At 33.7% G+C, this 24,759-nt stretch carries 24 protein-coding genes and 1 tRNA gene; 7 read left to right on the forward strand and 18 right to left on the reverse strand.

Annotated elements, in window-relative coordinates:
- Positions 1-24: 24 nt before the first annotated feature.
- On the reverse strand, positions 25-1,251 hold the full coding sequence (gene glgA / locus RMN97_RS07775) for a glycogen synthase (RefSeq protein ID WP_309613955.1): 1,227 nt from the start codon (positions 1,249-1,251) through the stop codon (positions 25-27).
- 110 nt (positions 1,252-1,361) lie between these two features.
- Here glgA and RMN97_RS07780 point away from each other — a divergent pair, with 110 nt between their 5' ends.
- Entirely contained in the window at positions 1,362-1,700 is a 339-nt protein-coding gene (locus tag RMN97_RS07780; RefSeq protein WP_309613956.1) for a tRNA-binding protein, read from the forward strand.
- 63 nt (positions 1,701-1,763) lie between these two features.
- On the opposite strand, the gene RMN97_RS07785 is transcribed toward RMN97_RS07780, so the two are convergent.
- A complete protein-coding gene (locus tag RMN97_RS07785) occupies positions 1,764-2,147 on the reverse strand; it encodes a PUR family DNA/RNA-binding protein (protein WP_309614008.1) in 384 nt (127 codons plus the stop codon).
- A gap of 70 nt (positions 2,148-2,217) precedes the next feature.
- Positions 2,218-3,975 (reverse strand): ABC transporter ATP-binding protein, encoded by a 1,758-nt coding sequence (locus RMN97_RS07790; RefSeq protein ID WP_309613957.1) that lies wholly within the window; start codon positions 3,973-3,975, stop codon positions 2,218-2,220.
- Positions 3,976-4,169: 194 nt separating this feature from the next.
- On the opposite strand from RMN97_RS07790, the gene RMN97_RS07795 reads away from it, so the two are divergent.
- From RMN97_RS07795 to yajC, 3 genes are all read left to right on the forward strand, one after another.
- A complete protein-coding gene (locus RMN97_RS07795) occupies positions 4,170-5,276 on the forward strand; it encodes a Glu/Leu/Phe/Val dehydrogenase (protein ID WP_309613958.1) in 1,107 nt (368 codons plus the stop codon).
- Between the two features lie 116 nt (positions 5,277-5,392).
- Positions 5,393-6,304: a transcription antitermination factor NusB gene (nusB, locus tag RMN97_RS07800; RefSeq protein WP_309613959.1), complete on the forward strand. Its 912-nt coding sequence runs from the start codon at positions 5,393-5,395 to the stop codon at positions 6,302-6,304.
- A 10-nt stretch (positions 6,305-6,314) separates the two neighbouring features.
- Positions 6,315-6,590, forward strand: coding sequence for a preprotein translocase subunit YajC (gene yajC, locus RMN97_RS07805; protein WP_309613960.1), 276 nt, complete (start codon positions 6,315-6,317; stop codon positions 6,588-6,590).
- 89 nt (positions 6,591-6,679) lie between these two features.
- Here yajC and RMN97_RS07810 read toward each other — a convergent pair whose 3' ends face one another.
- The 12 genes from RMN97_RS07810 to RMN97_RS07865 all read right to left on the reverse strand — a co-directional run bounded on the left by RMN97_RS07810 (position 6,680) and on the right by RMN97_RS07865 (position 19,491).
- Positions 6,680-8,155 carry a HAMP domain-containing sensor histidine kinase gene (locus RMN97_RS07810; RefSeq protein WP_309613961.1) on the reverse strand — a complete coding sequence of 492 codons (1,476 nt, stop codon included), beginning with the start codon at positions 8,153-8,155 and terminating at the stop codon, positions 6,680-6,682.
- 2 nt (positions 8,156-8,157) lie between these two features.
- Positions 8,158-8,859 carry a response regulator transcription factor gene (locus RMN97_RS07815; protein ID WP_309613962.1) on the reverse strand — a complete coding sequence of 234 codons (702 nt, stop codon included), beginning with the start codon at positions 8,857-8,859 and terminating at the stop codon, positions 8,158-8,160.
- A 124-nt stretch (positions 8,860-8,983) separates the two neighbouring features.
- Complete coding sequence (locus tag RMN97_RS07820; protein WP_309613963.1) at positions 8,984-10,111, reverse strand: beta-propeller fold lactonase family protein; 1,128 nt, start codon at positions 10,109-10,111, stop codon at positions 8,984-8,986.
- Between the two features lie 87 nt (positions 10,112-10,198).
- Positions 10,199-10,969 (reverse strand): alpha/beta hydrolase, encoded by a 771-nt coding sequence (locus tag RMN97_RS07825; RefSeq protein WP_309613964.1) that lies wholly within the window; start codon positions 10,967-10,969, stop codon positions 10,199-10,201.
- Positions 10,970-11,080: 111 nt separating this feature from the next.
- A complete protein-coding gene (locus RMN97_RS07830) occupies positions 11,081-11,659 on the reverse strand; it encodes a DUF1801 domain-containing protein (protein ID WP_309613965.1) in 579 nt (192 codons plus the stop codon).
- A gap of 30 nt (positions 11,660-11,689) precedes the next feature.
- The gene (gene pepT / locus RMN97_RS07835) at positions 11,690-12,970 is read right to left on the reverse strand and encodes a peptidase T (protein ID WP_309613966.1); all 1,281 of its coding nucleotides are present in this window, start codon (positions 12,968-12,970) and stop codon (positions 11,690-11,692) included.
- Positions 12,971-13,121: 151 nt separating this feature from the next.
- Positions 13,122-13,349, reverse strand: coding sequence for a hypothetical protein (locus tag RMN97_RS07840; RefSeq protein ID WP_309613967.1), 228 nt, complete (start codon positions 13,347-13,349; stop codon positions 13,122-13,124).
- Between the two features lie 623 nt (positions 13,350-13,972).
- Positions 13,973-14,584: a response regulator transcription factor gene (locus RMN97_RS07845; protein WP_309613968.1), complete on the reverse strand. Its 612-nt coding sequence runs from the start codon at positions 14,582-14,584 to the stop codon at positions 13,973-13,975.
- The gene (locus RMN97_RS07850) at positions 14,581-16,281 is read right to left on the reverse strand and encodes a sensor histidine kinase (protein WP_309613969.1); all 1,701 of its coding nucleotides are present in this window, start codon (positions 16,279-16,281) and stop codon (positions 14,581-14,583) included. Before RMN97_RS07850 ends, RMN97_RS07845 begins: the two co-directional genes overlap by 4 nt.
- A gap of 78 nt (positions 16,282-16,359) precedes the next feature.
- Positions 16,360-16,809, reverse strand: a complete 450-nt coding sequence (locus RMN97_RS07855; protein WP_309613970.1) for a hypothetical protein — start codon at positions 16,807-16,809, stop codon at positions 16,360-16,362.
- 121 nt (positions 16,810-16,930) lie between these two features.
- The gene (locus tag RMN97_RS07860) at positions 16,931-18,097 is read right to left on the reverse strand and encodes a DUF1501 domain-containing protein (protein WP_309613971.1); all 1,167 of its coding nucleotides are present in this window, start codon (positions 18,095-18,097) and stop codon (positions 16,931-16,933) included.
- Between the two features lie 2 nt (positions 18,098-18,099).
- Complete coding sequence (locus RMN97_RS07865) at positions 18,100-19,491, reverse strand: DUF1800 domain-containing protein (protein WP_309613972.1); 1,392 nt, start codon at positions 19,489-19,491, stop codon at positions 18,100-18,102.
- 182 nt (positions 19,492-19,673) lie between these two features.
- Here RMN97_RS07865 and RMN97_RS07870 point away from each other — a divergent pair, with 182 nt between their 5' ends.
- Positions 19,674-21,158, forward strand: a complete 1,485-nt coding sequence (locus RMN97_RS07870; RefSeq protein WP_309613973.1) for an aminotransferase class V-fold PLP-dependent enzyme — start codon at positions 19,674-19,676, stop codon at positions 21,156-21,158.
- Positions 21,159-21,178: 20 nt separating this feature from the next.
- Here the strand turns inward: RMN97_RS07870 and RMN97_RS07875 are convergent, their stop codons facing one another.
- Complete coding sequence (locus RMN97_RS07875; protein ID WP_309613974.1) at positions 21,179-22,060, reverse strand: lysophospholipid acyltransferase family protein; 882 nt, start codon at positions 22,058-22,060, stop codon at positions 21,179-21,181.
- Positions 22,061-22,205: 145 nt separating this feature from the next.
- Here RMN97_RS07875 and RMN97_RS07880 point away from each other — a divergent pair, with 145 nt between their 5' ends.
- A complete protein-coding gene (locus tag RMN97_RS07880) occupies positions 22,206-22,847 on the forward strand; it encodes a rhomboid family intramembrane serine protease (protein WP_409024883.1) in 642 nt (213 codons plus the stop codon).
- Positions 22,848-22,898: 51 nt separating this feature from the next.
- Positions 22,899-23,591 carry an SIMPL domain-containing protein gene (locus RMN97_RS07885; protein WP_309613975.1) on the forward strand — a complete coding sequence of 231 codons (693 nt, stop codon included), beginning with the start codon at positions 22,899-22,901 and terminating at the stop codon, positions 23,589-23,591.
- A gap of 68 nt (positions 23,592-23,659) precedes the next feature.
- Here the strand turns inward: RMN97_RS07885 and RMN97_RS07890 are convergent, their stop codons facing one another.
- Together RMN97_RS07890 and RMN97_RS07895 are read right to left on the reverse strand one after the other, a co-directional pair.
- Positions 23,660-24,199 (reverse strand): hypothetical protein, encoded by a 540-nt coding sequence (locus tag RMN97_RS07890; protein WP_309613976.1) that lies wholly within the window; start codon positions 24,197-24,199, stop codon positions 23,660-23,662.
- Positions 24,200-24,559: 360 nt separating this feature from the next.
- Positions 24,560-24,640: transfer RNA gene (locus tag RMN97_RS07895), tRNA-Tyr, on the reverse strand.
- Positions 24,641-24,759: the final 119 nt, after the last annotated feature.

Raw genomic sequence — 24,759 nt, forward strand, 5'->3', positions numbered from 1 at the left:
GTATAAAATTATTGATTTTATTATTTATGCTTTTTCTTTTTCAAATCGGGCAATGACTTCCTGATAATAGTTGAAAGTAGTTTTTGCAATCGATTCCCAACTGAATTTTTCTAAAACGCTTTCTCTTCCTGCTTTTCCCATTTGGTTTGCCAGATTTTCATCATCTAATAAAAGATTGACTTTTGCTGCAAAACTCTTTTGAAATGCTTCATGATTTTTTGGATTAAAATCGGTTCTCGAAACACTTTCCAGTTCGATTAAGTAACCAGTTTTTCCTTCTTGAATTATTTCAGGAATTCCGCCAACGGCACTTCCAACAACGGGAGTTTCGCATGATAATGCTTCCAAATTGATAATGCCAAAAGGTTCATAAAGCGATGGACAGGCAAAAACCCGGGCATGACTGTATAGGACTTTGACCTTTTCGCGCGGGAGCATTTCTGAGATTAAAATTATTCCGTCGCGTTGCGATTTTAAATCAGCAATAAGTTCTTCTGTTTCTTTAGCTATTTCCGGTGTATCAGGTGCTCCTGCACACAATACAATTTGACAATCTTTATTAAAATATTTCGCCGCCGAAATCAATTGTGAGATTCCTTTCTGACGCGTAATTCTACCCACAAAAAGCACAAATGGAATCGCTGGATTTATCCCGTGTTCTTCTAATAACTGATTATCAAAAGTTGGTTTGTAAAATTCAGGATCAATGCCATTGTGAATGACGGTTACTTTTTCAGGATTTATGCCATAAGCTTCAACAACATCTGTTTTCATTTGTTGGCTAACAGCAATTACACCATCTGCAGTATTGTAAGCGTGATTTTCTATCCACCGGGAAAGAAAATAGCCATTGCCTAATTGTTCTACTTTCCATGGGCGATGCGTTTCTAAACTATGTGTAGTCAGAATTAAAGGCGATTGCAACAATTCGCGTGAAAATATTCCGGCCAAATGCGTGTACCAAGTGTGGCAATGAACAACATCAGCTTGCAGAGTATGTTGCGACATTTCTACATTTTTACTCGAATTATGAAACATTTTGATATGCGGATTGGTTTCATCTTCCATTTTGGTTAATGAAGATTGAATGCCTAAAACGTTCATTGATGTTAGATGTTCCTCTTGATTTCCAAAACAGCGTACTTCAACAGTGCCCAATTTGGCTAATTCCTGACTTAGAAAATCAATATGAACTCCAGCACCGCCATAAATGTTAGGTGGAAATTCATTAGTAAAAAGTGCTATTTTCATAAAGAAAACGAGGTTTATTAGGTTATGTAGTTTATAATTTCTTAAAATTAATAAAATAAAATGTTTTTACTACATTTAAACTATATAAAAACGATGCAAACCCAATTTTTATGGAACAAACCCTTTCTTGGAGCGATTTTGAAAAAGTAGAAATACGAATTGGTACCATTTTAGAAGCCAATGATTTTCCACAAGCCAGAAAACCAGCCTATCAATTGACGATAGATTTTGGAACCGAAATCGGAATTAAAAAATCTTCTGCACAAATTACAAAACGTTACGCAAAAGAAGATTTAGTTGGAAAGCAAATTGTTGCTGTTGTGAATTTCCCGAAGAAACAAATCGGCAATTTCATGAGTGAATGTTTGGTTTTGGGTTCGGTAAACGAAGATGATATTGTTTTGCTGAGTTCGGATTTGAAAGTGGAGAATGGTTTGAGGATTGGATAAAAAGAAGTCCAAAACTTTTCAGCTTTGGACTTATCCCTTTTGGCTAATGCCTAAATACTTTTTTTAAATATCATCAAAATCGACATCAGTGAAACTTTTTTCCGAAGCTGGTTTTTCTTCCACAGTTTCAGTTTCCTGTTGGTATTCTCTTTTGAAATCTTTTTGATGTCTTTCAGAGATTACTTCTTCGCCTTTGTGGTTCAAAACATAAGCGGTCATTTCTTCTAAAATTTCAGAGAAAGCTGCGAAGTCTTCTTTGTATAAATAAATTTTGTGTTTTTTGAAGTGAAAAGAACCATCTTCTTCTGTAAACTTTTTACTTTCTGTAATGGTTATGTAGTAATCATCAGCTTTTGTTGCTCTCACATCGAAGAAATAAGTTCTTCTACCAGCTCTTAAAACTTTAGAAAAAATCTCATCTTTTTCTAACATATCATTTTCTCTCATATTCTTTCGGTCAATTAGTAGTGTTTCTATACAGTTCAAAAATGGTAAATTTTTTGTTACCAAACAACATTTAGTTTAATTCTTTTTCTGAAAGTTGTTTCGCATATAGTTCGGAATAATAGCCGTCTTGGTTTACTAATTGATTATGAGTGCCTTCTTGAATGATTTGTCCTTCGTCAATAATGATAATCTTGTCTGCGTTTTTAGCGGAAGAAACTCTGTGGCTGACAATAATGGTAGTTTTGTCTTTGGAAATTTCTAATAAATTATTCAAAATTTGTTCTTCGGTTTCGGTGTCAACAGCCGAAAGACAATCATCAAACAATAGTATTTCAGGATTTTTGATAATCGCTCGCGCAATAGAAACACGTTGTTTTTGACCGCCGGAAAGTGTAATACCGCGTTCTCCCAAAATGGTTTCGTATTGATTTTTGAAATGAACAATATTGTCATGAACTACCGCTTTTTTTGCAGCATCAATTACTTCTTCGTCTGTGGCATTTTCTTTTCCGAATTTGATGTTGTTTTTAATAGTGTCCGAAAAAAGAAAAGCATCTTGCGGTACAATGCCAATACTGTTTCGCAAGTCATTTAAATTGACTTCATCTATCTTTTTGCCATCGATAGTAATTGTTCCTTGTTTGATATCATACATTCGGGTAATCAATGATAAAATGCTCGATTTTCCGGAACCTGTTTTTCCTAAAATAGCTAAAGTTTCTCCCTTTTTTACGGTAAATGAAATGTTTTGCAACGCAGTAATTTCTGTATCTTCATAAGTGAAAGTCACATTTCGGAATTCGATAGTACCATGAATATTTGTTTTTTCTATGGTTTTGTTTTTAATTTCGGGTTCAATTTTCAGAAATTCATTAATCCTTTTTTGCGAAGCTTCAGCTTCCTGAACCAATGAAGAAACCCAGCCAATAGAAGCCACGGGCCAAATTAACATATTGACATACAAAATAAATTCGGCAATAGTTCCAATGCTTTTTATGGTTCCGTCGATGTACATCATTCCGCCAAAATAAATCACAACCAAATTGCTAACTCCAATTAAAGCCAACATTAATGGTCCAAAAAGCGATTGAACTCCGGCTAAACTCATGCTTTTGGATTTGCTTTCTTTGGCCAAATCTTCCAAGTTGTTTTGATATTGATTTTCCAAAGCATAGGCTTTTACCACACGAATTCCGGAAAATATTTCCTGTGTAAAACTCGAAACTTTCGATAAATATTGTTGGAAAATAGTACTTCGTTTATTGATTTCCTTGCTTAATCTGAAAATAATAAATGAAAGTATTGGCAACGGCAAAATAGTATATAATGTCAGTCGAGGCGAGACGTTATACATATATATAATGACAACTGTAAACCGGATAAATGTATTGATAGTATACATTACAGCTGGACCAACATACATTCGGACTTTTCCAACGTCTTCACTGATGCGGTTCATCAAATCGCCGGTTCGGTTGCGTTTATAAAAATTCTGGTCCAGAACTTCATAATGTTTAAACACTTCATTCTTCAAATCATACTCAACATGCCGCGACATTACAATCAGCGTCTGTCGCATCAGGAATGTTAAAACGCCAGCAATCAAAGTGGTGCCAATAATCCAAAGAATATTATGAATTAATTCTGTTTTAACGACTTCATTACTCAAATTGTTTTTGTGAAAATCTTCAATGACTTTAAAAGATTTGCTAATGAGCTTTGGCGTGAAGAGTGAAAAAATTTGTGCTACAATTGTGATAATAATTCCTAATAAAAAATGGAATTTATATTTGACAAAATATTTGTTTAAATACTGAAGTTCTTTCATTGAAAATAAGCAAATCTGGATTTTGAAATCTATTTTTTGTTAAAATGCTAAAAATACTTAAATTATTATATTCTTGATTTAAATCAATTTTATTAACAAATCACCAATTATTTCTGATTTTAATGAATTTTATTGAATAATGCGTTAATTTTGCACAGACTTTTTTAAAAATCCTTAATTAATACATTTACAAAATGACATCAGAAATCACTACACCGGCAGAGCTTAAAAAAATGGATCCTGTTTTTGGTCAGCTATCTTTTGATAATCACGAACAAATTGTTTTTTGTAATGACAAAGATACAGGATTAAAAGCAATTATTGGAATCCATAATACAGTTATGGGACCAGCACTTGGCGGTACAAGAATGTGGAATTATGCAAATGAATGGGAAGCTTTGAATGATGTTTTGCGTCTTTCACGCGGAATGACTTATAAATCTGCCATAACAGGTTTGAATCTTGGTGGTGGAAAAGCCGTAATTATTGGCGATGCTAATACCGATAAAACTCCAGAGATGATTACGCGTTTTGGTCAGTTTGTAAATTCACTAAGCGGAAAATATATCACTGCAGAAGATGTTGGAACGACTACAGAAGATATGGACAGAATTCACGAAGTAACGAAATTTGTTACTGGAATTTCTATAGAAAAAGGAGGTTCAGGTAATCCTTCTCCGGTAACGGCTTATGGCGTTTATATGGGAATGAAAGCTGCAGCCAAATATCAGTTTGGTTCAGATAACTTGGCCGGAAAAAAAGTCTTGGTACAAGGAAACGGTCATGTTGGAGAAACATTGATTAGCCATTTGACAAAAGAAGGAGCAATTGTTTTTGTATCGGATATTCACCAAGACAAAATGGAAAATATGGCAGCGAAATATGGTGCCAAAATTTTCACCGGAGCTGATTTATATGCTGCGGATGTTGATATTTATTCGCCTTGTGCTTTAGGTGCAACAATCAATGACGATACGATTTATAAAATTAAAGCCAAAGTAATTGCGGGTGCAGCCAATAATCAGTTAGCAGTTGAAGCTATTCACGGACCAATTTTAAGAGAAAGAGGCATTACTTATGCACCGGATTTCCTGATAAATGCTGGTGGAATCATCAATGTTTATGGCGAATTGGTTAAGTACGCCGAAGGTGAAGCAATCAGAAAAACAGAAAACATCTATAATACAACGCTTGAGATTTTCAGTTTTGCGGATAATAATAATTTGACAACGCAACAAGCAGCGATGCAAATTGCTGAAAACAGAATTGCCGAAAGAAAAAAAGAAAACGCTGCTAAATAAAGCCGTTTCAAAATAAAATAATTACTATTTTTGCAAAGCGAAAGATTTTCTTTCGCTTTGTTAATTTTAAAAAGTTCTTACAGGTGTTAAACAGAAGACATATTCGAGTAAAAGTAATGCAATCCATTTATGCATTACATCAAAAAAGTTCTGATGATATTGAAAAAGAAGAGAAATTTTTGCTTCACAGTATCGATAGTATTCAGGATTTGTATTTAATCATGATGTCTTCACTGATTGAAATCAGAAAAAAAGAAGTTGTCTTTTTAGAAGCTTCTAGCAAAAAACATTTAGCTACACCGGAGGAAAAAAATCCCAACAGAAAATTTGTCAACAATGCAGTTCTTCAATTATTGGAGGAAAACAACTCGTTGAGTATTGCTTTAGAAAAAAGAAAAATCAATAATTGGTCGATGAACGATGATTATATTTTGATTTTACTCAACGAAATCAAACAAAGCGCATTGTATCGCAACTACATGAGCACTAAGAAAAGTTCTTTTGAAGAAGATAAAGAATTTGTAGTGGATATGTTTACCGAACTGATTGCTCCAAATGAGAAATTATACGAATATCTGGAAGACAATAAATTGACATGGGTTGATGATATTCCGCTAGTGAATACTCAAATTCAGAAACAGTTGAAGCAAATTTCAGAAGCCACTGAATTTAGAGTAACCAAATTGTACAAAGATCAGGAAGATCAGGAATTTGTGAGTTTGTTGTTCAGAAAAACGGTTCTTAACGAAGTAGAATTGGCAAAAGAATACATCGACAAAACACCAAATTGGGATGCCGATAGAATTGCAGAAATTGATACTATCATTTTGAAAATGGCAATCTGTGAGTTTTTAAAATTCCCATCAATTCCGGTCAAAGTGACTATCAACGAATATTTGGAATTAGCAAAAGAATATTCAACACCAAAAAGCAGTATTTTTATCAACGGAATTTTAGACAATTTGGTCAAAGAATTTCAAAGCGAAAATAAAATTCAAAAAACAGGAAGAGGATTAATTCAAAATTAAATTTATTATTATGGGACAATTAGGTCAATTACCGTTCTTTTTATTAATCATTGTGGTTATGTATTTCTTTATGATTAGACCACAACAAAAGAAAATAAAACAAGAAAAACAATTCGAAGCCGGTTTAAAAGTAGGTGATAAAATCATTACTAAAAGTGGTTTTCACGGAAAAATTGCTGAGTTGACAGATACTTCAGCAGTAATTGAAACCATGTCAGGAAAACTTAAAATTGAGCGTTCTGCTATTTCGTTAGAGTTAACAGCAGCGTTGAATAAGAAAGCTTAGAAGTATTAAGTATCAAGAATTAAGTATTAAGACAGTCTAAAAAAAATCCCAAATCTAAAGAGCTTGGGATTTTTTATGTTTTATTTTTATTAATTCATGTTATAAAATTTGAGTTTAAAATTAAAAGAGCTTCCCGAATTTTCTACACTTACCAAATCAAGAGTAGAATTATGAAGGTCAAGAATTTTTTTTGCAATAGCTAATCCAAGCCCTGTACTATTTTTTAAATCTGTGAAATTATTTGCTTTGTAATATCTCGCAAATATTTGTTCACGTTGGTTTTCGGGAATTCCAATTCCGTTGTCCGAAACGATTATTTCTGCATTGTCCTCACCACTTTTCACTGTTTTTATAATAATTTTTCCACCTTCTGGGGTAAATTTCATAGCATTATCAATTAGATTTTGCATCACACGTTCAATTAAAGAAACATCGGCATACACTGGTGGTAATTCCTTTGACAAGTCGGTGCTAATGGATATGTTTTTTGTTTTTGCAATTAGTTGATATTTGTTGATAATGTCACTAACTAATTCACTAATTATAAAGGGTTCTTTTTTTGCATGAACTTGATTGGCCTCTAATTTTGATAATTCAAAAAGCTCATTTACTAATTTTTCTAATTTTTCGGCACTTTCGCGAACAGTATTTATATAACTTTTCCGTTCTTCAGCCGTAATTGTTTCTTCTTTCATTTGCAATGTTTCCACATAACCTCTTATAATTGCAATTGGAGTTCGTAAATCATGAGAAACATTGGCAATAAGTTCACGCCTTAAGTTTTCTACTTGTTTGAGTTTGTCAATATTTGTAGTTAATATATCGGCCATTTCGTTGAACATTTCTCCTAGTTGTTTTTCATCGCCAGTTGATTGTAATTGTACACGAGCAGTTAAATCTCCTTGCCGGAATTTTTGCATTACCGTAATTATTTTAGAATAATTATTTGTGATTACTCGGATGATTAATAAACCTATAAAAAAAGTCGCCAGTAGAGTAATGAGCATTGTTCGCGAACTTATCTCCATCATATAATTACTAAAAAGAGAGTCAGAGGCAGCTTGATGTTTCTCACTTGTTAAAACTACATAGATGTATGCATACAGCATATTGTTCATTGTAAGTGGTGAAGCAGAAAACACCTTTTTTGTATTTGTATACAGTGGATCATCACCTTTGATTAATTTATTTGTACTATCATTGATAAATTCAAGAACTGGTTTTAAATTAATAGCACTCAAAGAAATTTTTCTTTCTGGCGGATACCAAGCAATTATTTTCCCTTTTGGATCAACTAAATATACTTCTAAGCTTGGATTTATTGCTCTTACGTGGTGAAACATTTCCTCCAATGCAGGTTTGATTACTTCACCATTATAGAAAGGAGTGGAATTTTCTACGATGTTTTTGGCAGTATCGTGATTTAATCGCTGATTTACTTGGTCTAAATATTTATTTGAGTAATCAATACTAATATAAATGTACATGCAACCAACAACTGCCAGTAGTATAAAAAATACTGCAGAAATTTTCCAAAACAAACTATTAAAGTTTTTTTTATTCATAGTTATTTCATTTCATCTGTAAATCGATAGCCAACACCCCAAGTTGTTATAATATATTTTGGTTCAGCTAAATTGGTTTCAATTTTAGTTCTTAATCTGTTAATGTGTGAATTGACAGTATGTTCGTATCCAGAAAATTCATAACCCCAAACTTGATTTAATAAATTTTCCCGGGAATAATTTTTTCCGGGATTTGACATGAATAAATAGAGTAAATCAAATTCTTTGGGAGTAAGTTCTACTTTAGTTTTATCGAGTATTACTTTTCTTTTTTGTGGGTCAATAGATAATTGGTCATGGATAAGTATTTCATTTGAAATATTCTTTTCATTACTGTCAATTTCTGACCGCCGGATAATTGCTTTTACTCGTGCAATAAATTCTCGAATGCTAAATGGTTTTGTCAAATAATCGTCAGCACCAGTTTCTAGACCTATTATTTTATCAATTTCTTCACTTCGTGCTGTTAACATCATAATTGGTGTGAAATTTTTATCAGCTCTTATTCGTTTGCAAATTTCAATTCCATCAATATCGGGTAACATTATATCAAGAATAATCAAATCATACTTATTTTTAACTGCCAAAAGCAATCCCTCAAATCCAGTATTGGCTTTGGTTGTTTGGCAATGAATATCTTTTAGGTGAATGGTAACTAATTCAATAATAGACAAATCATCTTCAATTATTAAAATATTTTTCATCTTTATAGTTGCTGAAATAAGTATAATTCAAATCTACATATTAAAACTAAAGTTATTTAAAAAGGCAGTACAATATTTTGAAACTGCCTTTTATTCTTTCTCATTTTTTGTTGAAACGGTCCAACTATTCAGCTGCCATTCCTACTGCACCAGCCAATAATCCTGAAATATTTCCAAGTGATGTAAGCCCTCCGTTATTATTTATACGAAACATACTAATTGAATGTCCGTTTGTATTCAATGTATAAAGATATTTTGAATCACGACTCAAGTACATATCAATTGGTCCCGCATCAGTTAGAGCATTTATTCCATTATTATCAATTAATTCTAATGCGCCTGAATTGGTAATACTATAACCAGAAATATTTCCACTTGCCGTATTTGTTGTGTAACAAAAACGTCCATTATTGGTGACAACAACCCAACATGCAGCAGCTTGACCATTTCCAACGGGACCAGTTATAAGATTTAAATTTCCATTGTCGTTTAACGAGTAGGAAGTCAGCGCGCTAAGACCAGCTGCACCACCAAATGCATCGGAAACAATAAGCGTATTGTTTTTTCCAAATTCGAAACCAAAAGGAGTTGCTCCTACTGAAGGATATACTACAGCATCACTAGGTAAACCAGAAATGGAAACGGTATAAGTTAAAATACTATTAGTTGCTTTTTCCGTAACTACCAACTGGCTTCCCGACTCATTAAATTGAATCTGTGCAGCACCGGAACTTGAACTGCTCAATGGTTTTATAGCATTTTGGATTTGGTACAAATGATGGGTGTCTGAAATTGTAAAACCACTAATGTTTCCGGTTCCTCCAGCGTTTAATACATATAGTAAGTTATCATGTGTAGTAACACTCACAGGTCTAATTCCGTTTGACGAAATTTTATCAACTAAAGTTAATCCAGATTTTGAAATATGTAAGACTGAAATTTCATTGCTTCCAGCATTGCAAGCATAAAGATAATCTTCGTCTATAATCAATGAACCTTGAGAACCTAGTCCTCCACCCGAACCTAGCCCTCCTGTTGGGAATACTCCAGCTGCGGTAAGTTGACCATCTGAGCTTCGATTGTAAACCAGGATATTGTTTCCGCTGGTTGCATTATCCATTACATAAACAGCACCAGTATTATTTTGTGCTTTACTAGCAATAGTGTTGTCTGTTGTTGAGTCTTCTTGACATCCATTTAAAGTAAATAAACACAATGTTAATCCTGTTAAAAAGAGATTTGATTTTTTCATAATAATGTTTTTTTAAAATGTTAATATTTATTATGAAGCAAATCTCGTTTGAAGTTATCACGAAAAGATTGCGAAAGTATTCTATTTTTATTCCAATTTATAAAGAATATCCCGTATTTCTTTGAAATGTGTCCACGGAATAAAATGATTGGCATCTTTGATAGAAATGATATCAAGCGATTTCGTATTAACAAATTCACGACTCATAAACGCAACGTTACTATATGGAACCAGTTGGTCTTTGGTGCCATGAATGATAATCACCTTCGAAGTGATATTTTGAAGTTTTGGTTTCAAATCATACAAATCACTTTTCAGCCACCACAATTCATCATTGGCAGGACGAAGCGCACCCGGAATTATATATCGAATGGGTTTTACTTTGATTATAGCACGCCAGTTTTCAGGAGTTTCGGCTTTTGGGTCAATAGAGCCAGCAATAATAATCAAGGTTGCATAATCATTTGGTTTTTCGGCAGCCATTTCAACAATTGTTGGTCCGCCTAATGAATGTCCGATTAGATAAATTGGTTTACCGTTGGCTATTTGTTTTGTGAATTTCTCAATAATATTGCTTTGTGTTTTTAAGTTTTCTGCTTTGCCAAAATTGCTGTATCCAAATCCAATTCGGTCAACAGCAATCATTCGAAATTTGGATAGTAGCAAGCTGTCTTTTAGATAGTCCTTGTAAGCATCCCAACTTCCGGGCGAACCATGTACAAAGAATAAAGTACTGGCATTTTTATTTCCGGTTTCGATATAGTGAATAGTGTACCCCTCTATTTCTTTAGAAGAATCAACATAATTTGTTTTAGATTGAGTAAAAAAGGTTTCGGTTTCCTTAGGTGTCATTCGCATCTTCATACACGATTGACAAAAAATCAAATAGCAGATTGCGAGCAAAAAGAAAATAGTTTTCATCTTGTTTTTGCGCACAATAAAAAAGCTATTTTTCATGAATTGAAGGTATTATTTTCTGTATTTTTCATTCAAACCCATACCTTCCATAATCATAGATCTGATTTTTTCAAGTCGGGTGACTTTGGTTTTTTCTTGTTTGGATGTTGCCATAAATTCCCAAAACTCCTTTTGTTTATATGGACTGAATTTTTCAAAAGCAGCCTTCAACTTTGAATCTTTATTGAGTTCATTTTCAAAGAAATTACATTGCATTGCTTCTTTCTTTTCGGGTTTTATAGAAAGACCAGCTTTTTCGTTGGCAATTGCCTCGTTGATATAGTGTAAAACCAATTTCTCATTAATATCAGCCGCCGAAATAAAACGCCATTGGCGCAATCCTTTGGTTACACCTTCGTTGGCATTAACTAAAACTTTAGCTTCGTCTTTCAGAAATACACCATTCCAAAACCAAATAGTAAAATAGTTTTTGAAACCGCCAATACCTATCACGTTTTTGTTGTTGATAGTGTAGATTTCTCCGCCCCATTTATTGGTTTCTATCAACTCGGTTTTTTGAATGATTTCGCGCAATAGAGTAAGTTCTTCGCCCCATTGATTGACTTTATCCCAAGTTTTTTTTTCTGTCATGGCTAATCACTTATTACTAGTTACTAATCACTATTTCTTCTTTTTTCCTTTTTTCTCTTTTTTTATAGAAAAATCAGTAGTAGCAGTAAGTTCAGCGATTTTGATAATGATATCAATTGCTTTTTGCATGCTTTCTACCGGAACATATTCATATTTTCCGTGGAAGTTGTGTCCACCAGCAAAGATATTTGGGCACGGTAAACCCATATACGATAATCGGCAACCATCAGTTCCGCCACGAATAGGTTTGATTAACGGTTTGATGTCTAATGATTTCATGGCTTTTTCAGCTAAATCAACAATAAACATTACCGGTTCAACCTTTTCCTTCATGTTGTAATATTGATCTTTGATAGTCGTGATTACAATATCTTCACCGAATTGTTTTGCGAATTTTTTGTTGAATTTCATGGTAATATCATGAACTAACTCTTTGCGTTTTTTGAATTTTTTCATGTCGTGGTCACGAATGATTAAATCCACTTTGGTTTCCTCGATGCTTCCCGAAATTCCGGTTACATGAAAGAAACCTTCGTAACCTTTAGTCTCCTGTGGAGTTTCATGCTTTGGCAATTCATTGATGAAATTGTTCGCAATAAGCATTGAGTTTATCATTTTTCCTTTGGCATAACCCGGATGGACGCTTTTCCCTTTGAAGATAATTTTGACACCAGCAGCATTAAAGTTTTCATACTCTAATTCGCCAATCTGACTGCCATCCATAGTGTAAGCCCAATCGGCGCCAAATTTTTTCACATCAAATAAATCAGCACCACGACCAATTTCTTCATCAGGAGTGAAGCCCACACGAATTTTTCCGTGTTTGATTTGTGGATTGTTGACTAAATATTCCATAGCGGTTACAATCTCGGTGATACCGGCTTTGTCATCGGCACCAAGAAGTGTCAAACCGTTAGTTGTGATTAACGTTTGCCCTTTGTATAGTAATAAATCTTTGAAATAATTCGGAGATAAAACAATGTTTTGTTCTTTGTTTAAAACAATATCGCCACCATCATAGTTGGGAATTATTTGTGGTTTTACATCTTTACCCGTGAAATCAGGAGTCGTATCAAAGTGGGAAATGAAACCAATTGTTGGAACTTCATGGTCAACATTAGAAGGTAAAGTCGCCATGATATAACCATGTTTGTCAATAGTGACTTCTTTTAGACCGATGGTTTTTAGTTCTTTTGCCAGTTTGTTAGCAAGATCAAATTGTTTTTTAGTGCTTGGAGTAGTATCAGAATTTGGATCTGATTCGGTATCGATAGTGACGTAGCTTACAAAGCGGTCGATAATGTGTTGCATTTGATTATATTTTCAACAAATATAATTAATTTCGAAATATGACCTGAGCGTAAAGCGGAATGAATTACGAGTTTTCGAATGTTTTTTGGGCTCAAAATAGTTCTAGGTTATTGTGGTTGAAGTGGGAGTTCACCACTAACATATTAGAGAACTATCTCAAATAACTTTGTACAAAAGTCAAAAAGGTACTTGGACTCATAGGAGCAGCCACGGTATTGATGCATCTGTCAACTGCATAAGCAATTCGCACTCGAGGTAATTCAGGAAACTCTTCGGCTATGACTTGTATCAAAATTTTTCGTTCCATTGGTTTGGTTCCATTAATGAATTGGTATTCATATATGGCTCTACAATTGTATTCTACTTTGTTCCAACTCATGATTTCTAGTTTTTTAGTTGTGTGTTTTTAGTTTTTCCTTACATTCCCTCATACAGTAGTAATCGTCCCGAATTAAAAGCAAGAGGATTGAAAGGAAATTTTATTTATAATTTCAGTAGTATATACAGTTCGCATCCTACCAAAATTACGCTACATATTAAAAGGATTCTGATAATAATGTTTAATGTTTTATCAGTTGTTGTTAGTATGTTTTTGTTATCAATTTTTAGAATTCTCATGGTTTTTGTAATTAAAAATTAATTTTTCATCATCAAGTAAAGCTGATAACATATGACTATCACACACCAAGCTAAAAGAACTTTGATGATTATGATTACTGTTCTCTTGGATTTAATCAGCACGTTTTGTTCATCAACAGTTAGGTTTATTTTTGGAAGTTTCATACTATAATTTTTCCATTCTTTTGACCTTATTAATTTAAAAAAACCTGCCCTTTTTCAAATTTCAAATACCACTATGAGATTTTCAGGGCAGGATTTCTAACTTAACCCACTTTGTTATAGTATATGACTGTATAACAGTTCAAAGTTCGAAATTGAAAAGCACAAAAAAATCCCCACTAGTGGGGATTTTTCAATTATTTTAAAAAGTGCTTTTTGGAGTTAGAAATCGTATTTTCGTTCTACCGCAAATCGCAAAAAATCGTTTTTTCCGGTAATATTGAACTTCTTTATAATGTTCTTACGATGGGTGTCAACTGTTGATTTTCCTATGTTTAAGGCATCGGCTATTTCCTGAGAAGATTTACCTTCACCCACCAATCGAAGAATTTCTTTTTCGCGCGAACTTAAGATAATCGCTTCTTTAGTCTGAGAATCTTTCGCAGTAATGGCATCGTCAAAAAAAGTTTCATTTCGGGCAACGGTTCTAATTGCGTCAAGTACGGTTTGCAATGAGGAATTTTTCATAATATAACCCGAAGCTCCAGCGGTTTTCATTTGTTCGATGGCTTCTTCCTGGTCAAACATGCTAAAAGCGATAACTTTTGTTTCTGGAAATTGGTTTTTGATGATTCGGGTTGCTGTAATGCCATCGCATTTTGGCATGCGTATATCAGTAATGACTAAGCTTGGTCTTTTGTTTTTTACCAATTCAATAAGCTCTTCGCCATCATTGGCTTCGCCCACAATCATGATATCTGCTTCGTCTTTAAAAAATAACTTCATGCCATCAATTAATGCTTGATGGTCTTCGGCAATTGCTAGTGTTATCATAAGGGTATATCAATTAAAATAGAAGTACCTCTTTTTTCTTTACTATCAATAGTAAAAACGCCTCCCATTTGTTCCACTTTTTTTTCAATGTTGGCTAATCCCATGCCATCTTTCTTATCTACTTTTTTAGAATTAAATCCATCACCATTATCTTCTATAATGATGTTTAAGCTATCATCATGTTGGGTAAGATGTATACTGATTTCTGTGGCATTAGCATGTTTGATGGCATTGGTAAGTAATTCCTGTATCATTCTAAAAATGGTTACCTCAAGCGTGTTTTCTAAACGTTCTTCAAGTCCAAACGGAATAACTTCAACGGTAAGTTTGCCCGGAATATTCATTTTTCTGGCAATATTTTTAACAGCTGGTAGCAAGCCTTGATTGGCAATTACGCCTGCATTTTTGGTATGGGCAATGGTGCGTACTTTTTGATAAGCTTCTTCTATCAATTCGTCGGTTTTATTAAACAAATTATCAGAATCATCGTTGTTTATATCTTGTTTTTTTAGGTTTTGAAAATTGAGTTTGAGTGTGGCCAATAAACTTCCCAAATTATCGTGCAAGTCATTGGCTATTTTGATGCGTTCTTTTTCTTGCCCTTCAAGTAATTTGTCTATTTCGTGAAGCTCTTGTTCCTGAAGGACATTTTCAAGTTTTTGGGTTTCGATTAGTTTTTCCTGCTCTACAATTTTTTTCTTTTTGCTAAGGTTTTTGTATCCCAAAACGATTAAAATTAAAAGGACTATCAAAAAAATAATTACCGCTCCGCCTTTTTTAGTAAGACTTTTTAACCAAGCTATTTCATCTTTGTGTTCTTTGGTTTGGTATTTAGCATCAATATCTCTTATGGCTTTTACTTGCAGGTTATCATCATTTATGCTTTGATAAACCTTTAGCTTGTCAGTATATTCTAAAGCTTTTTTATAATCTTTCATCTCTTTATATAAGTCGGACATAAGACCATACAACATGATTCGAGTATTTGTATTATTATCTTTTATCTTTAAAGCATCCGCTTTATGATACATCACCATGGCTGAATCATATTTTTTTTCCTTTAAAAAAATATCTGCTTGATTAATATAATATATGGAAAAATAAAAACTCGAATTGTGGTTTTTAAGATACTCATAAGCTAAAGCATTATATTTCCGTGCTAATTTAAAGTCATGAATTTTTTCAGTGTAAACCAAGCCAATATTTGAGTTTATCCTAGCTTCAAATAAAGAGTCTTTAATTTTTTTACTTTCAAGTATAGCTTTTTGATAATAGTCTATTGCTTTTAATGGATCAGAATCGAATAAATTATTGCCGATTTCTTTATAGGTTTTGCACAATAAAGGAATGTTATTTCTTTTTGTAGCATAATCAATAGCTTCATCAATCAGGTATTTGTAATCATTGTATTTGTAGTCGGTTAGCCCTTTCATTTCGACTATGATAAGGTTAATGTCGATAACCTTATCATAATTTTTTTGTGTTTTATAAATGTCTTTGGCTTTCATAAAATAGGGTAGTGCCTTGGCTCCATTACTATTTTTATAATAAGCATGACCATATAAAAGATAAAAAAGAGCCTTATCATCATTAGATAATTGGTTTAGGTTTATTTTTTGCAAACCAGTTATTCTTTCTTTGAAGTCTAAATCTTCAAAAGTGGTTTCAACTCTTTTCAAACTTTTATTTTGCGCCATAGCAAAGACAGTGATAAAAAGCAATATCACTGTCTTGGTTATGATTTTTAATTTCAAAGCTTTATTCATTAATGATTCTTAGGTTAATACACCTGTACCTCTTGCTCCTGGAGGAGAACCTTTTGGCTGATGGACATACGTTTTTGCTTTGTAGTTTTTGATGTATAAATCATCGTCTGGATTTGTGATAGGGTTAAAACCTATTCCGTGATGAACAATAACATTAATCGTGTCACCTTCTTTTGCTTTATAAATGTCTTTATCACCTGTCTTTAAATAACTTTTATTTAAAGTTGAGAATTTTACATTGTTAACTACAAAGGTAAAATTTGTAGGATATGTACTTAAATCGTTTTTATTACCATCAACGGTTTGTAAAATGGCAACAATAGCGTATCTGTTGACATCGCTAATGTCATAGCATGCTGTTATCTTGTATGTGTCAGGCGCAATGTCTGTGAGTTGCACAGCTAAATTAAAATCCTTATTTGTTCCATTAAAGGTTCCAGTTGAATCATAGATTTTCATGTGTATTGTGTTTAAGGTTAGTAGTTTCAAAATTCGGAGTTTAATTTATAAAAAAAATCCCCACTAGTGGGGATTTTCGTTTTTTTTTTGAGTAATAAATACTACAAGCCGGAAATTTACATTAAAATAACTCGTTTAAAACTTTATTCGTAATTCCAATTTTTGTGTAATCAAAATTCATTTTGTTTTGCAATAATGAAGCATAAACACTTCTAAAATCGATTTCAAATTTCAAATCGCCATTATCTAAATCAGTAAGGTTTGGATTGTTGCCAATGATTTTTCCTTTGTTATTTCCACCAATAATAAATATGGGTGCCGCAGTTCCGTGATCGGTTCCGTTTCCGTTATCTTTCACGCGTCTTCCAAATTCTGAAAACACAACCAAAGTTACGTTTTGAAGCAATTTCGCTTTTTTCAATTCCTGATAAAAACTATAAACGGCATCGTTCAATTCGGTTAAATTACGTTGTTGAATATTGATTTGATTATCATGAGTGTCATAACCGTTTTGCGAAGTATAATACACTTTTGAGTTCAGATTTCCTTTGATTAAGCGGGCAATCCATTCTAAATTTTTGCCCAAGCCTGTTTTTGGATAACTAATTTCAGATGTTGATTTAGCCAATGCTTTCTGAATATCGTCTGAACCTTCGGAAACCGAATTCGCAATCTTAAGCACAAAATCCAATTGTGGATTATCCGAAAGTTTTGCCTTATTATCATTGTCAGTTTGCATCTTAAAACGATTTGGATCTTTTACCGTTATCGAATTCGGCTCATTCCCTTTGAGCGATAAATTATCAATACTATCAAAGTTAACTCCTGCGGTTGGTTGATGTTCCTTGCATTGCAAATCAAGATAGCGACCAAGCCAACCATTAGTTAAATATTGTTCAGAAGAAGATGCTGTTTGCCAAATTTCCTGACTGCGAAAATGCGAACGATTTGGTTCAGGATAACCCACGTTTTGAATGATGGTCAAATCGCCGTTTTGTTGCATGGTCGCAAAATCTTTCAGTGCCGGATGAAATGCCATGCCTTTATATCTACTATGAACATCATTTTTAGATAATGCTATTTTTATGCGGTAATCATAATACAAAGGATCTTCAATCGGAATAAAAGTATTCAAACCATCATTGCCACCATTCAACTGAATGAACACCAAACATTGTTCACCAACAACCAAATTAGACTGCGAACCAAAAGCATGGAGGAAATCAGGTAGAAGCAAGGTTCCGCCAGTGAATGTTCCTGTGAGCGTTAGAAAGTCTCTTCTGTTCATGACTATATTATTTGAAATTCAGGTGTTTTTATCATGTTGTTAAACAAACGCATCACAGCGTTATCGGAACCTTCTGCTTTTGGATTGAAGTCGTATTTTAAAATCGTTTCCCAATCTTTCTGCAGATTTTCATCAGTATGGAATAGCAATCTTTCCTGTAACTCAGCAATAATGGTTTTGTTTGTTCCCGATTTGTTCCATTTTAAGGATACTTTCAGCAGTTGATTGATATTGTCATTAACCATATCATTATCTGACATCTGAACTTTACGGCTAATGTTTCTTCCATTGCACAATAAATCGGCGGCATTATTTCGTTGCAGATACACTTGTGAACTCAGCCATTCTTTTCCGCCATTCCATCCTTTAACATTAGGCTGATTAAATAAATCCATACCTTGTTGTTTTAAATAAAAAGCCAATAATCGAGGATTCAATTGTTCTACATTCAATTCATTCATCAGTTGTAAAATATAAACTAACGGGTCTTTTATTTTGCTTCCGGCGGTTTCTTTTGGAAATTCTTCGGTAAAGATTTTAGTTAATAAGGGTTTGATTTCAAAATCCACTTTTCTAAAATAATCGCCATAATAACGAACCAATTCTTCCGAAGGATTGTCATAAATAAACCATTTCAATAATTTTTGAGTAATCAAATAGGGAATCGCTTTTTGCTCAAAAATGATATCAATCATTTCATCAGCTTTGAATTTCCCAGTTTTTCCAAAATAGATAATCGTGTCATCGTTCTCTAGAAACGGTCTGTATTGCGCTTCGTTTTCACCTATGTTTAGTCCGGCAAGGCCTTTGGCTCCGTTTTTAATATCGTCTTCAGTATAATTGCCAATACCAAGTGTGAAAAGTTCCAATAATTCCCGACTCAGATTTTCATTAATTTTGTCTCTTCGATTGTCAACATTGTCTAAATAGCGAACCATTGCATTGGTCTGGATTATTTTTTTGGTCAGCGTTTTAAAGTTACCAAAAGCATTTTCTCTAAGAACTTGATTGTGTTGGTAAACCCAATGATTCACTTTTACTTTTTGAAACGTACACACAAAATGATTATGCCAGAAACAAGTCATTTTTTCGCGCAGCGGGAATTCATCAGCAATCATTTTTTGCAGCCACCAAGCTTTCATTTCTTGCGAAACTCCCATTTCAGCTTTCAGCAATTCTTTGACATTATCAGGGTTTGAACTTTTAATTTCTTGACGTTTAGCTCTGAGTTCTTTGATAGATTTTGGACTGTTATCCAGTAAACTTGGTATTTTTTTATCAAAAGACGACGCAAAAGATTTGTCTAGAAATTTTGATAGTCCCAATTGCTCTATGGATTTGCTTTGTTTTCCTGAAAACCCTAATCGCAGTGACCAAAGTATATTTTTGTTCATGATGATTTTAAAATTTATTCTGGAATTAAGAACAATAAAGATAAGAAAGGTTTAAATACCAATTATAATTTGTGAATTTGACAAAGAAGCTCAATAATTTTCACCTAAAATTAAAAATAATGTATCTTTGACTCGAAGCTATAGCTGAACAGGCGAAGCTAATGAAATCAAATTATTGTAGAATGATTACCACAGAAACCAAGACAAAATTAGAACACTATTTTCAGCAATTTCGCCAAAATATTATTGGAATTGACCAAGAGTTTGAAACACCTTTTGGAAAAAAGAAAATTATCTATACGGATTGGACTGCCAGTGGGAGATTGTACCGTCCGATTGAAGTAAAACTAATGAACGAATTTGGTCCTTTTGTGGCCAACACCCATACGGAAACTACCGTTTCAGGAACTTCCATGACGATGGCGTATCATGAAGCAAAGCGCATTATAAAGCGACACGTAAACGCAAATGAGAATGATGTTTTAATCAATACAGGAACAGGAATGACAGGTGTTGTCAATAAGTTTCAACGTATTCTTGGACTGAAAGTGCCTGAAAATCTTAAAGAATTTATCGCTATTCCAAATGAATTAAAACCAGTCGTATTCATTTCGCATATGGAACATCATTCTAATCAAACTTCATGGTTAGAGACCATAGCTGATGTTGTGATTCTTTCTGCAAACGAAGAAGGATTGTTTTGTTTAGAAGAATTCAAGGAATCATTACAAAAATACAAGGACCGAAGTTTTAAAATTGCCTCAATTACTTCTTGTTCAAACGTTACCGGAATTAGAACTCCGTATCACGAAGTGGCCAAAATCATGCATCAAAACAACGGTGTTTGCTTTGTGGATTTTGCCTGCTCCGGACCTTATGTTGATATTGATATGCATCCCGATGATGAAAGTTATTTAGACGCTATTTTCTTTTCACCCCACAAATTTTTAGGTGGTCCAGGAACTTCGGGAGTTTTGGTTTTTAATAAAAATCTATACCATAATAATGTCCCTGATTGTCCTGGTGGCGGAACCGTAAGTTGGACGAATCCTTGGGGTGAACATAAATACATTGACAATATTGAAGATAGGGAAGATGGCGGAACTCCGGGTTTTCTTCAGGTGATAAAAACGGCTTTAGCCATTCAGTTGAAAGAGCAAATGGGTGTGAAAAATATTCTGGACAGAGAACATGAAATCGTTGATTATGTTTTTTCAGAATTGAATAATAGTGACAATATTCACATTTTGGCCAACCAGCATAAGGAAAGGTTAGGAGTGATTTCTTTTTATGTTGATGATTTGCATTTTAACCTTGGAGTAAAATTATTAAACGATAAATTCGGAATTCAAACGCGTGGAGGTTGTAGTTGCGCAGGAACTTACGGGCATTTTCTATTACACGTTGACGAGAAAACATCACATGATTTGGTTTGTCAAATAACTTCAGGTGATTTAATTAAAAAACCGGGATGGATCAGAATGTCTATTCACCCAACAACCACTTCAGAAGAAATTCAAATGGTTTGTGAAAGCATTAAAGCTTTAGCAAAGCATCATCAAGAATGGGCAAAAGAATATCAATACGATTCAAAAACAAACGAATTCGCACACATAAAAGCATTAAATCAGGAAAAAGAAATGGTAAAAGGTTGGTTTAAGTTTTAAATACTGCCAACTGCTACTGTCTACTTAGCACTTTTTTTCTTGTGTTTCCAACGTTTATGCGTCCACAAATAAAATTCTGGTGCTTCTAATATTTGCTTTTCGACTCTTTTCAAAAAGTCATCTGAGATATCAAAATTTGGGACTTCCTTAGGATTATCGGCCATAAGTTCAAACGTAGCCTCATAGTATCCACGTTTTACTCTTTTGTTTCTCAAAAAAATCACATTCATGTCAAAGCGCTTGGCGAGCATTTCGGCACCGGTATGAACCGGAACCTCTATTCCCATAAATTCTGACCAATGATTTGCCTTAGTAGCTTGTGGCGATTGGTCGCTGGCAAAACCATAAACTCCTAAGTGGTTAGTTTTGTAATTTTTTTCGATGGTTGGAATGGTTTCTCTTGTACTAAGCAAAGTGGCCTTGAACTTGGAACGAATGTCTTTTACTAATTTGTCAAAATGTTTATTATTGATTTTTTTATAAATGCCATAACCTTCAAACGTAATATGGTAATTCATTGAAACTGCCCATTCATAAGAGGCATAATGAGCACAAATCAATGCGATGCTTTTTCCTTTTTTTTCTAAATCTAGGTATAAATCTAAGTTGGTAAACACAAATCGTTTTTCCATTTCTTTTTGCGAAATAGACATTGTTTTTACCATTTCTAAAAACATATCACACATATAGTGATAGAATTTTTTCTCAATGTTTAATCTTTCTTTTTCTGATAAATGCGGTAATGTCATAGCAATGTTTTCTCGTACTACTTTTTTGCGATAACCAAAAACAGTATAGACTAAAAAGCAGACAAAATCAGAAAACAGATATAGTAACGGAAACGGAAGTATCGAAATTAGCCAAATGATTGGATAGACAATAAGGAAAAGAAGTAACTGCATCTATGGTATTTTTATGCAAATATAAAGTTTAAAGTTATTTTAACGTATTCTATTTAACAATTGCTGAATAAGTATTATTATTTTTACACACGAGTCTCGTCCTGAAGACGAGACGAACAGTACGACGTAAAAAACATTTCAAATAATGATCAACATTTTTTTATTAGCCATAATAGCAGCTAATGTTCTTATAAGTATGAAGGGATTCAATGACGAGTCTTTTTTTAGAAAATACCAATTCCATGTCGGAAGCATTCGTGCCGGAGAACAATTAAGGATGATTTCCTCTGCCTTTCTACATGCTGATGTGGTCCATTTGGCGTTTAACATGATTGCTTTGTATTCTTTTGCTCCAGTGGTAACAGAAACATTAGGAAATCTTACCTTTCTATTAATCTATGCAGGAAGTTTAATTTTTGGAAGTTTATTGACGATGGTTTTTCATGGCAATGAGTATAATTATCGTGCCGTTGGAGCTTCGGGTGCGGTTACAGGAATTATTTATTCGGCTATATTATTATATCCAGACATGGTCATTGGAATTTTCGGAATAATACCTTTACCTGCTTATATATTCGGAATTGGCTATTTGTTATATTCTATATATGGTATGAAGTCAAGAAGAGACAATATTGGACATACTGCACACTTTGGTGGTGCCATTGGCGGTTATGTTATTACGTTGTTAAAAGAGCCAATACTTTTTGAACAAAGCACTTTTATGGTTATTCTTTTGGCCATACCCATTATCATTCTTTTTATAATGGCAAAAATGGGGAAACTATAATTGGCATAACTTTTGAAAAACCGAAGTAACAATCAAATAAAAAATAATATTATGAAGAAGACATTTCTAATTATAGCAGCCTTTTTTGCTATAGCAGTACAAGCACAAGAACAAAAAAATCAAGTGCCACAAATTTCGGTTACGGGTGAAGGAAAAGTAAAAATAGTTCCAGACCAAGCGGTTGTAACTGTTGGTTTTCAGAATTCAGGTAAAGATGCCAAAGAGGTAAAAACTTTGAATGATGAAGTAGTAGATAAAGTGATTAAGTTTTTAAAGAAATCGGGCATTCCTGCTACCGATTATAAAACGAGCAATGTAAGCTTATATAAAGGCTATGATTATGAGAAAAAGAAATCTAATTTTCAGGCCAGTCAGACATTGATTATTACACTTAAAGATTTATCAAAATATGATGAAATCATGATGGGATTAAACGATGCAGGAGTAAACTCTATTAATGGAGTCGAATTCAAATCATCTAAAATTGATGATTATGAGAGAGATGCGAGAAAAAAAGCAATTCAGAATGCCAAACAAAAAGCACAGGATTATGTTTCGGTTCTAGGTCAGAAAGTGGGTAAAGCATTGCTGATTACGGATAACTCTCAAAGTTATATTCCACAACCAATGTATAAAGGAAATGTGATGGCAATGGCAGTTGATGGAGGCGCACAAAGAGAAACATTAGCTGTTGGTGAATTAGAAATAAATACAAATGTAAGTGTAACTTTTGCATTAGAATAAAAAGTCAATTACAGTAAAACAGAAACTCCTCATTTCTTTGAGGAGTTTTTTTATGATTTAAAATAAGCTTAAGATTTAGGTAATGGCTGACCCACAGCAATATCGCAACTATGACCTTCTTGTCCGTGTGGCGGATTCATTCCTGGTGCTGTAGCGGCCGGCGTATCTGTTTTTAATAATTCTGGAGTTCCGATTGGCGGAATTGTTGACGTAGGATTTGGAGTAGATGTAGTTGTTGTGGTAAATGATGGCTTCCCTTGAGTTGTTGTTGGTGGTGTAACCGCTTTAGCGACCGGAGAATTTAAAGGAGCTCCTACCGCAATATCGCATCTGTGTCCGGCTTGCCCATGAGGTGGATTCATTCCGGCTTTAGTTACAACTGGAGTCTGAGTCACTGTTTGTGTTGTATTTTGAGTAGGCGTAATCACCTGCTGATTTGGTTGTGCATAGGATTGACTTGGAATAGGTTGTACGTTAGGGACTATTATTGGCTGTTGTGTTGTGCTTGTTGTATCTGCTTCAGTTTCGGTTTTGTTTTCTTCTTTTTTACACGACATGAATGTAATGGAGAGTGCAAGTAATGAACAGAAAATTAATTTTGATTTCATAGTTTCAGATTTTTAAGAACTCAAATATAAGTTTTTAAAATTTAAAAAAAAGTTAAAGGGAAAAACGAATTGGTAGAGAAGATTTGCTTTGAAAGATTGTATAGATCTAATTCTGAGGCTTCAGGACTGAAAATTCATTGAGCAGGATTACTTCGTGATCCTGAGCAAGGTGCCCTTGCTCAAAGCAAAAAGCCCAGAACATTTATAAAAGTAAACTTTTAACATGTTCGGAGCTTTTTACTTCGTGGGGAGAGCAGGATTTTGCTTCGCAACATCCTTCAGAGCTACGCTCTGAAAATAAATCAAACAAAAAAACGCTCAAGCGAACTTGGCGTTTTTCTTTATTGATATATTTATTCGTGGGGAGAGCAGGATTCGAACCTGCGAAGTTCACACAGCAGATTTACAGTCTGCCCTCGTTGGCCGCTTGAGTATCTCCCCATTTGCCTGTTGCGGTTGCAAATATAAAAACACTTTTCAGCTTAACAAATAAAAAAATAACTAATTCGCCCTCCTTTTCTTAACGTTTTGGTTATAAGTAAAATAAAAAAATCTCCCAA

The sequence above is a fragment of the Flavobacterium sp. genome (assembly GCF_031381455.1).
Lineage (GTDB): Bacteria > Bacteroidota > Bacteroidia > Flavobacteriales > Flavobacteriaceae > Flavobacterium.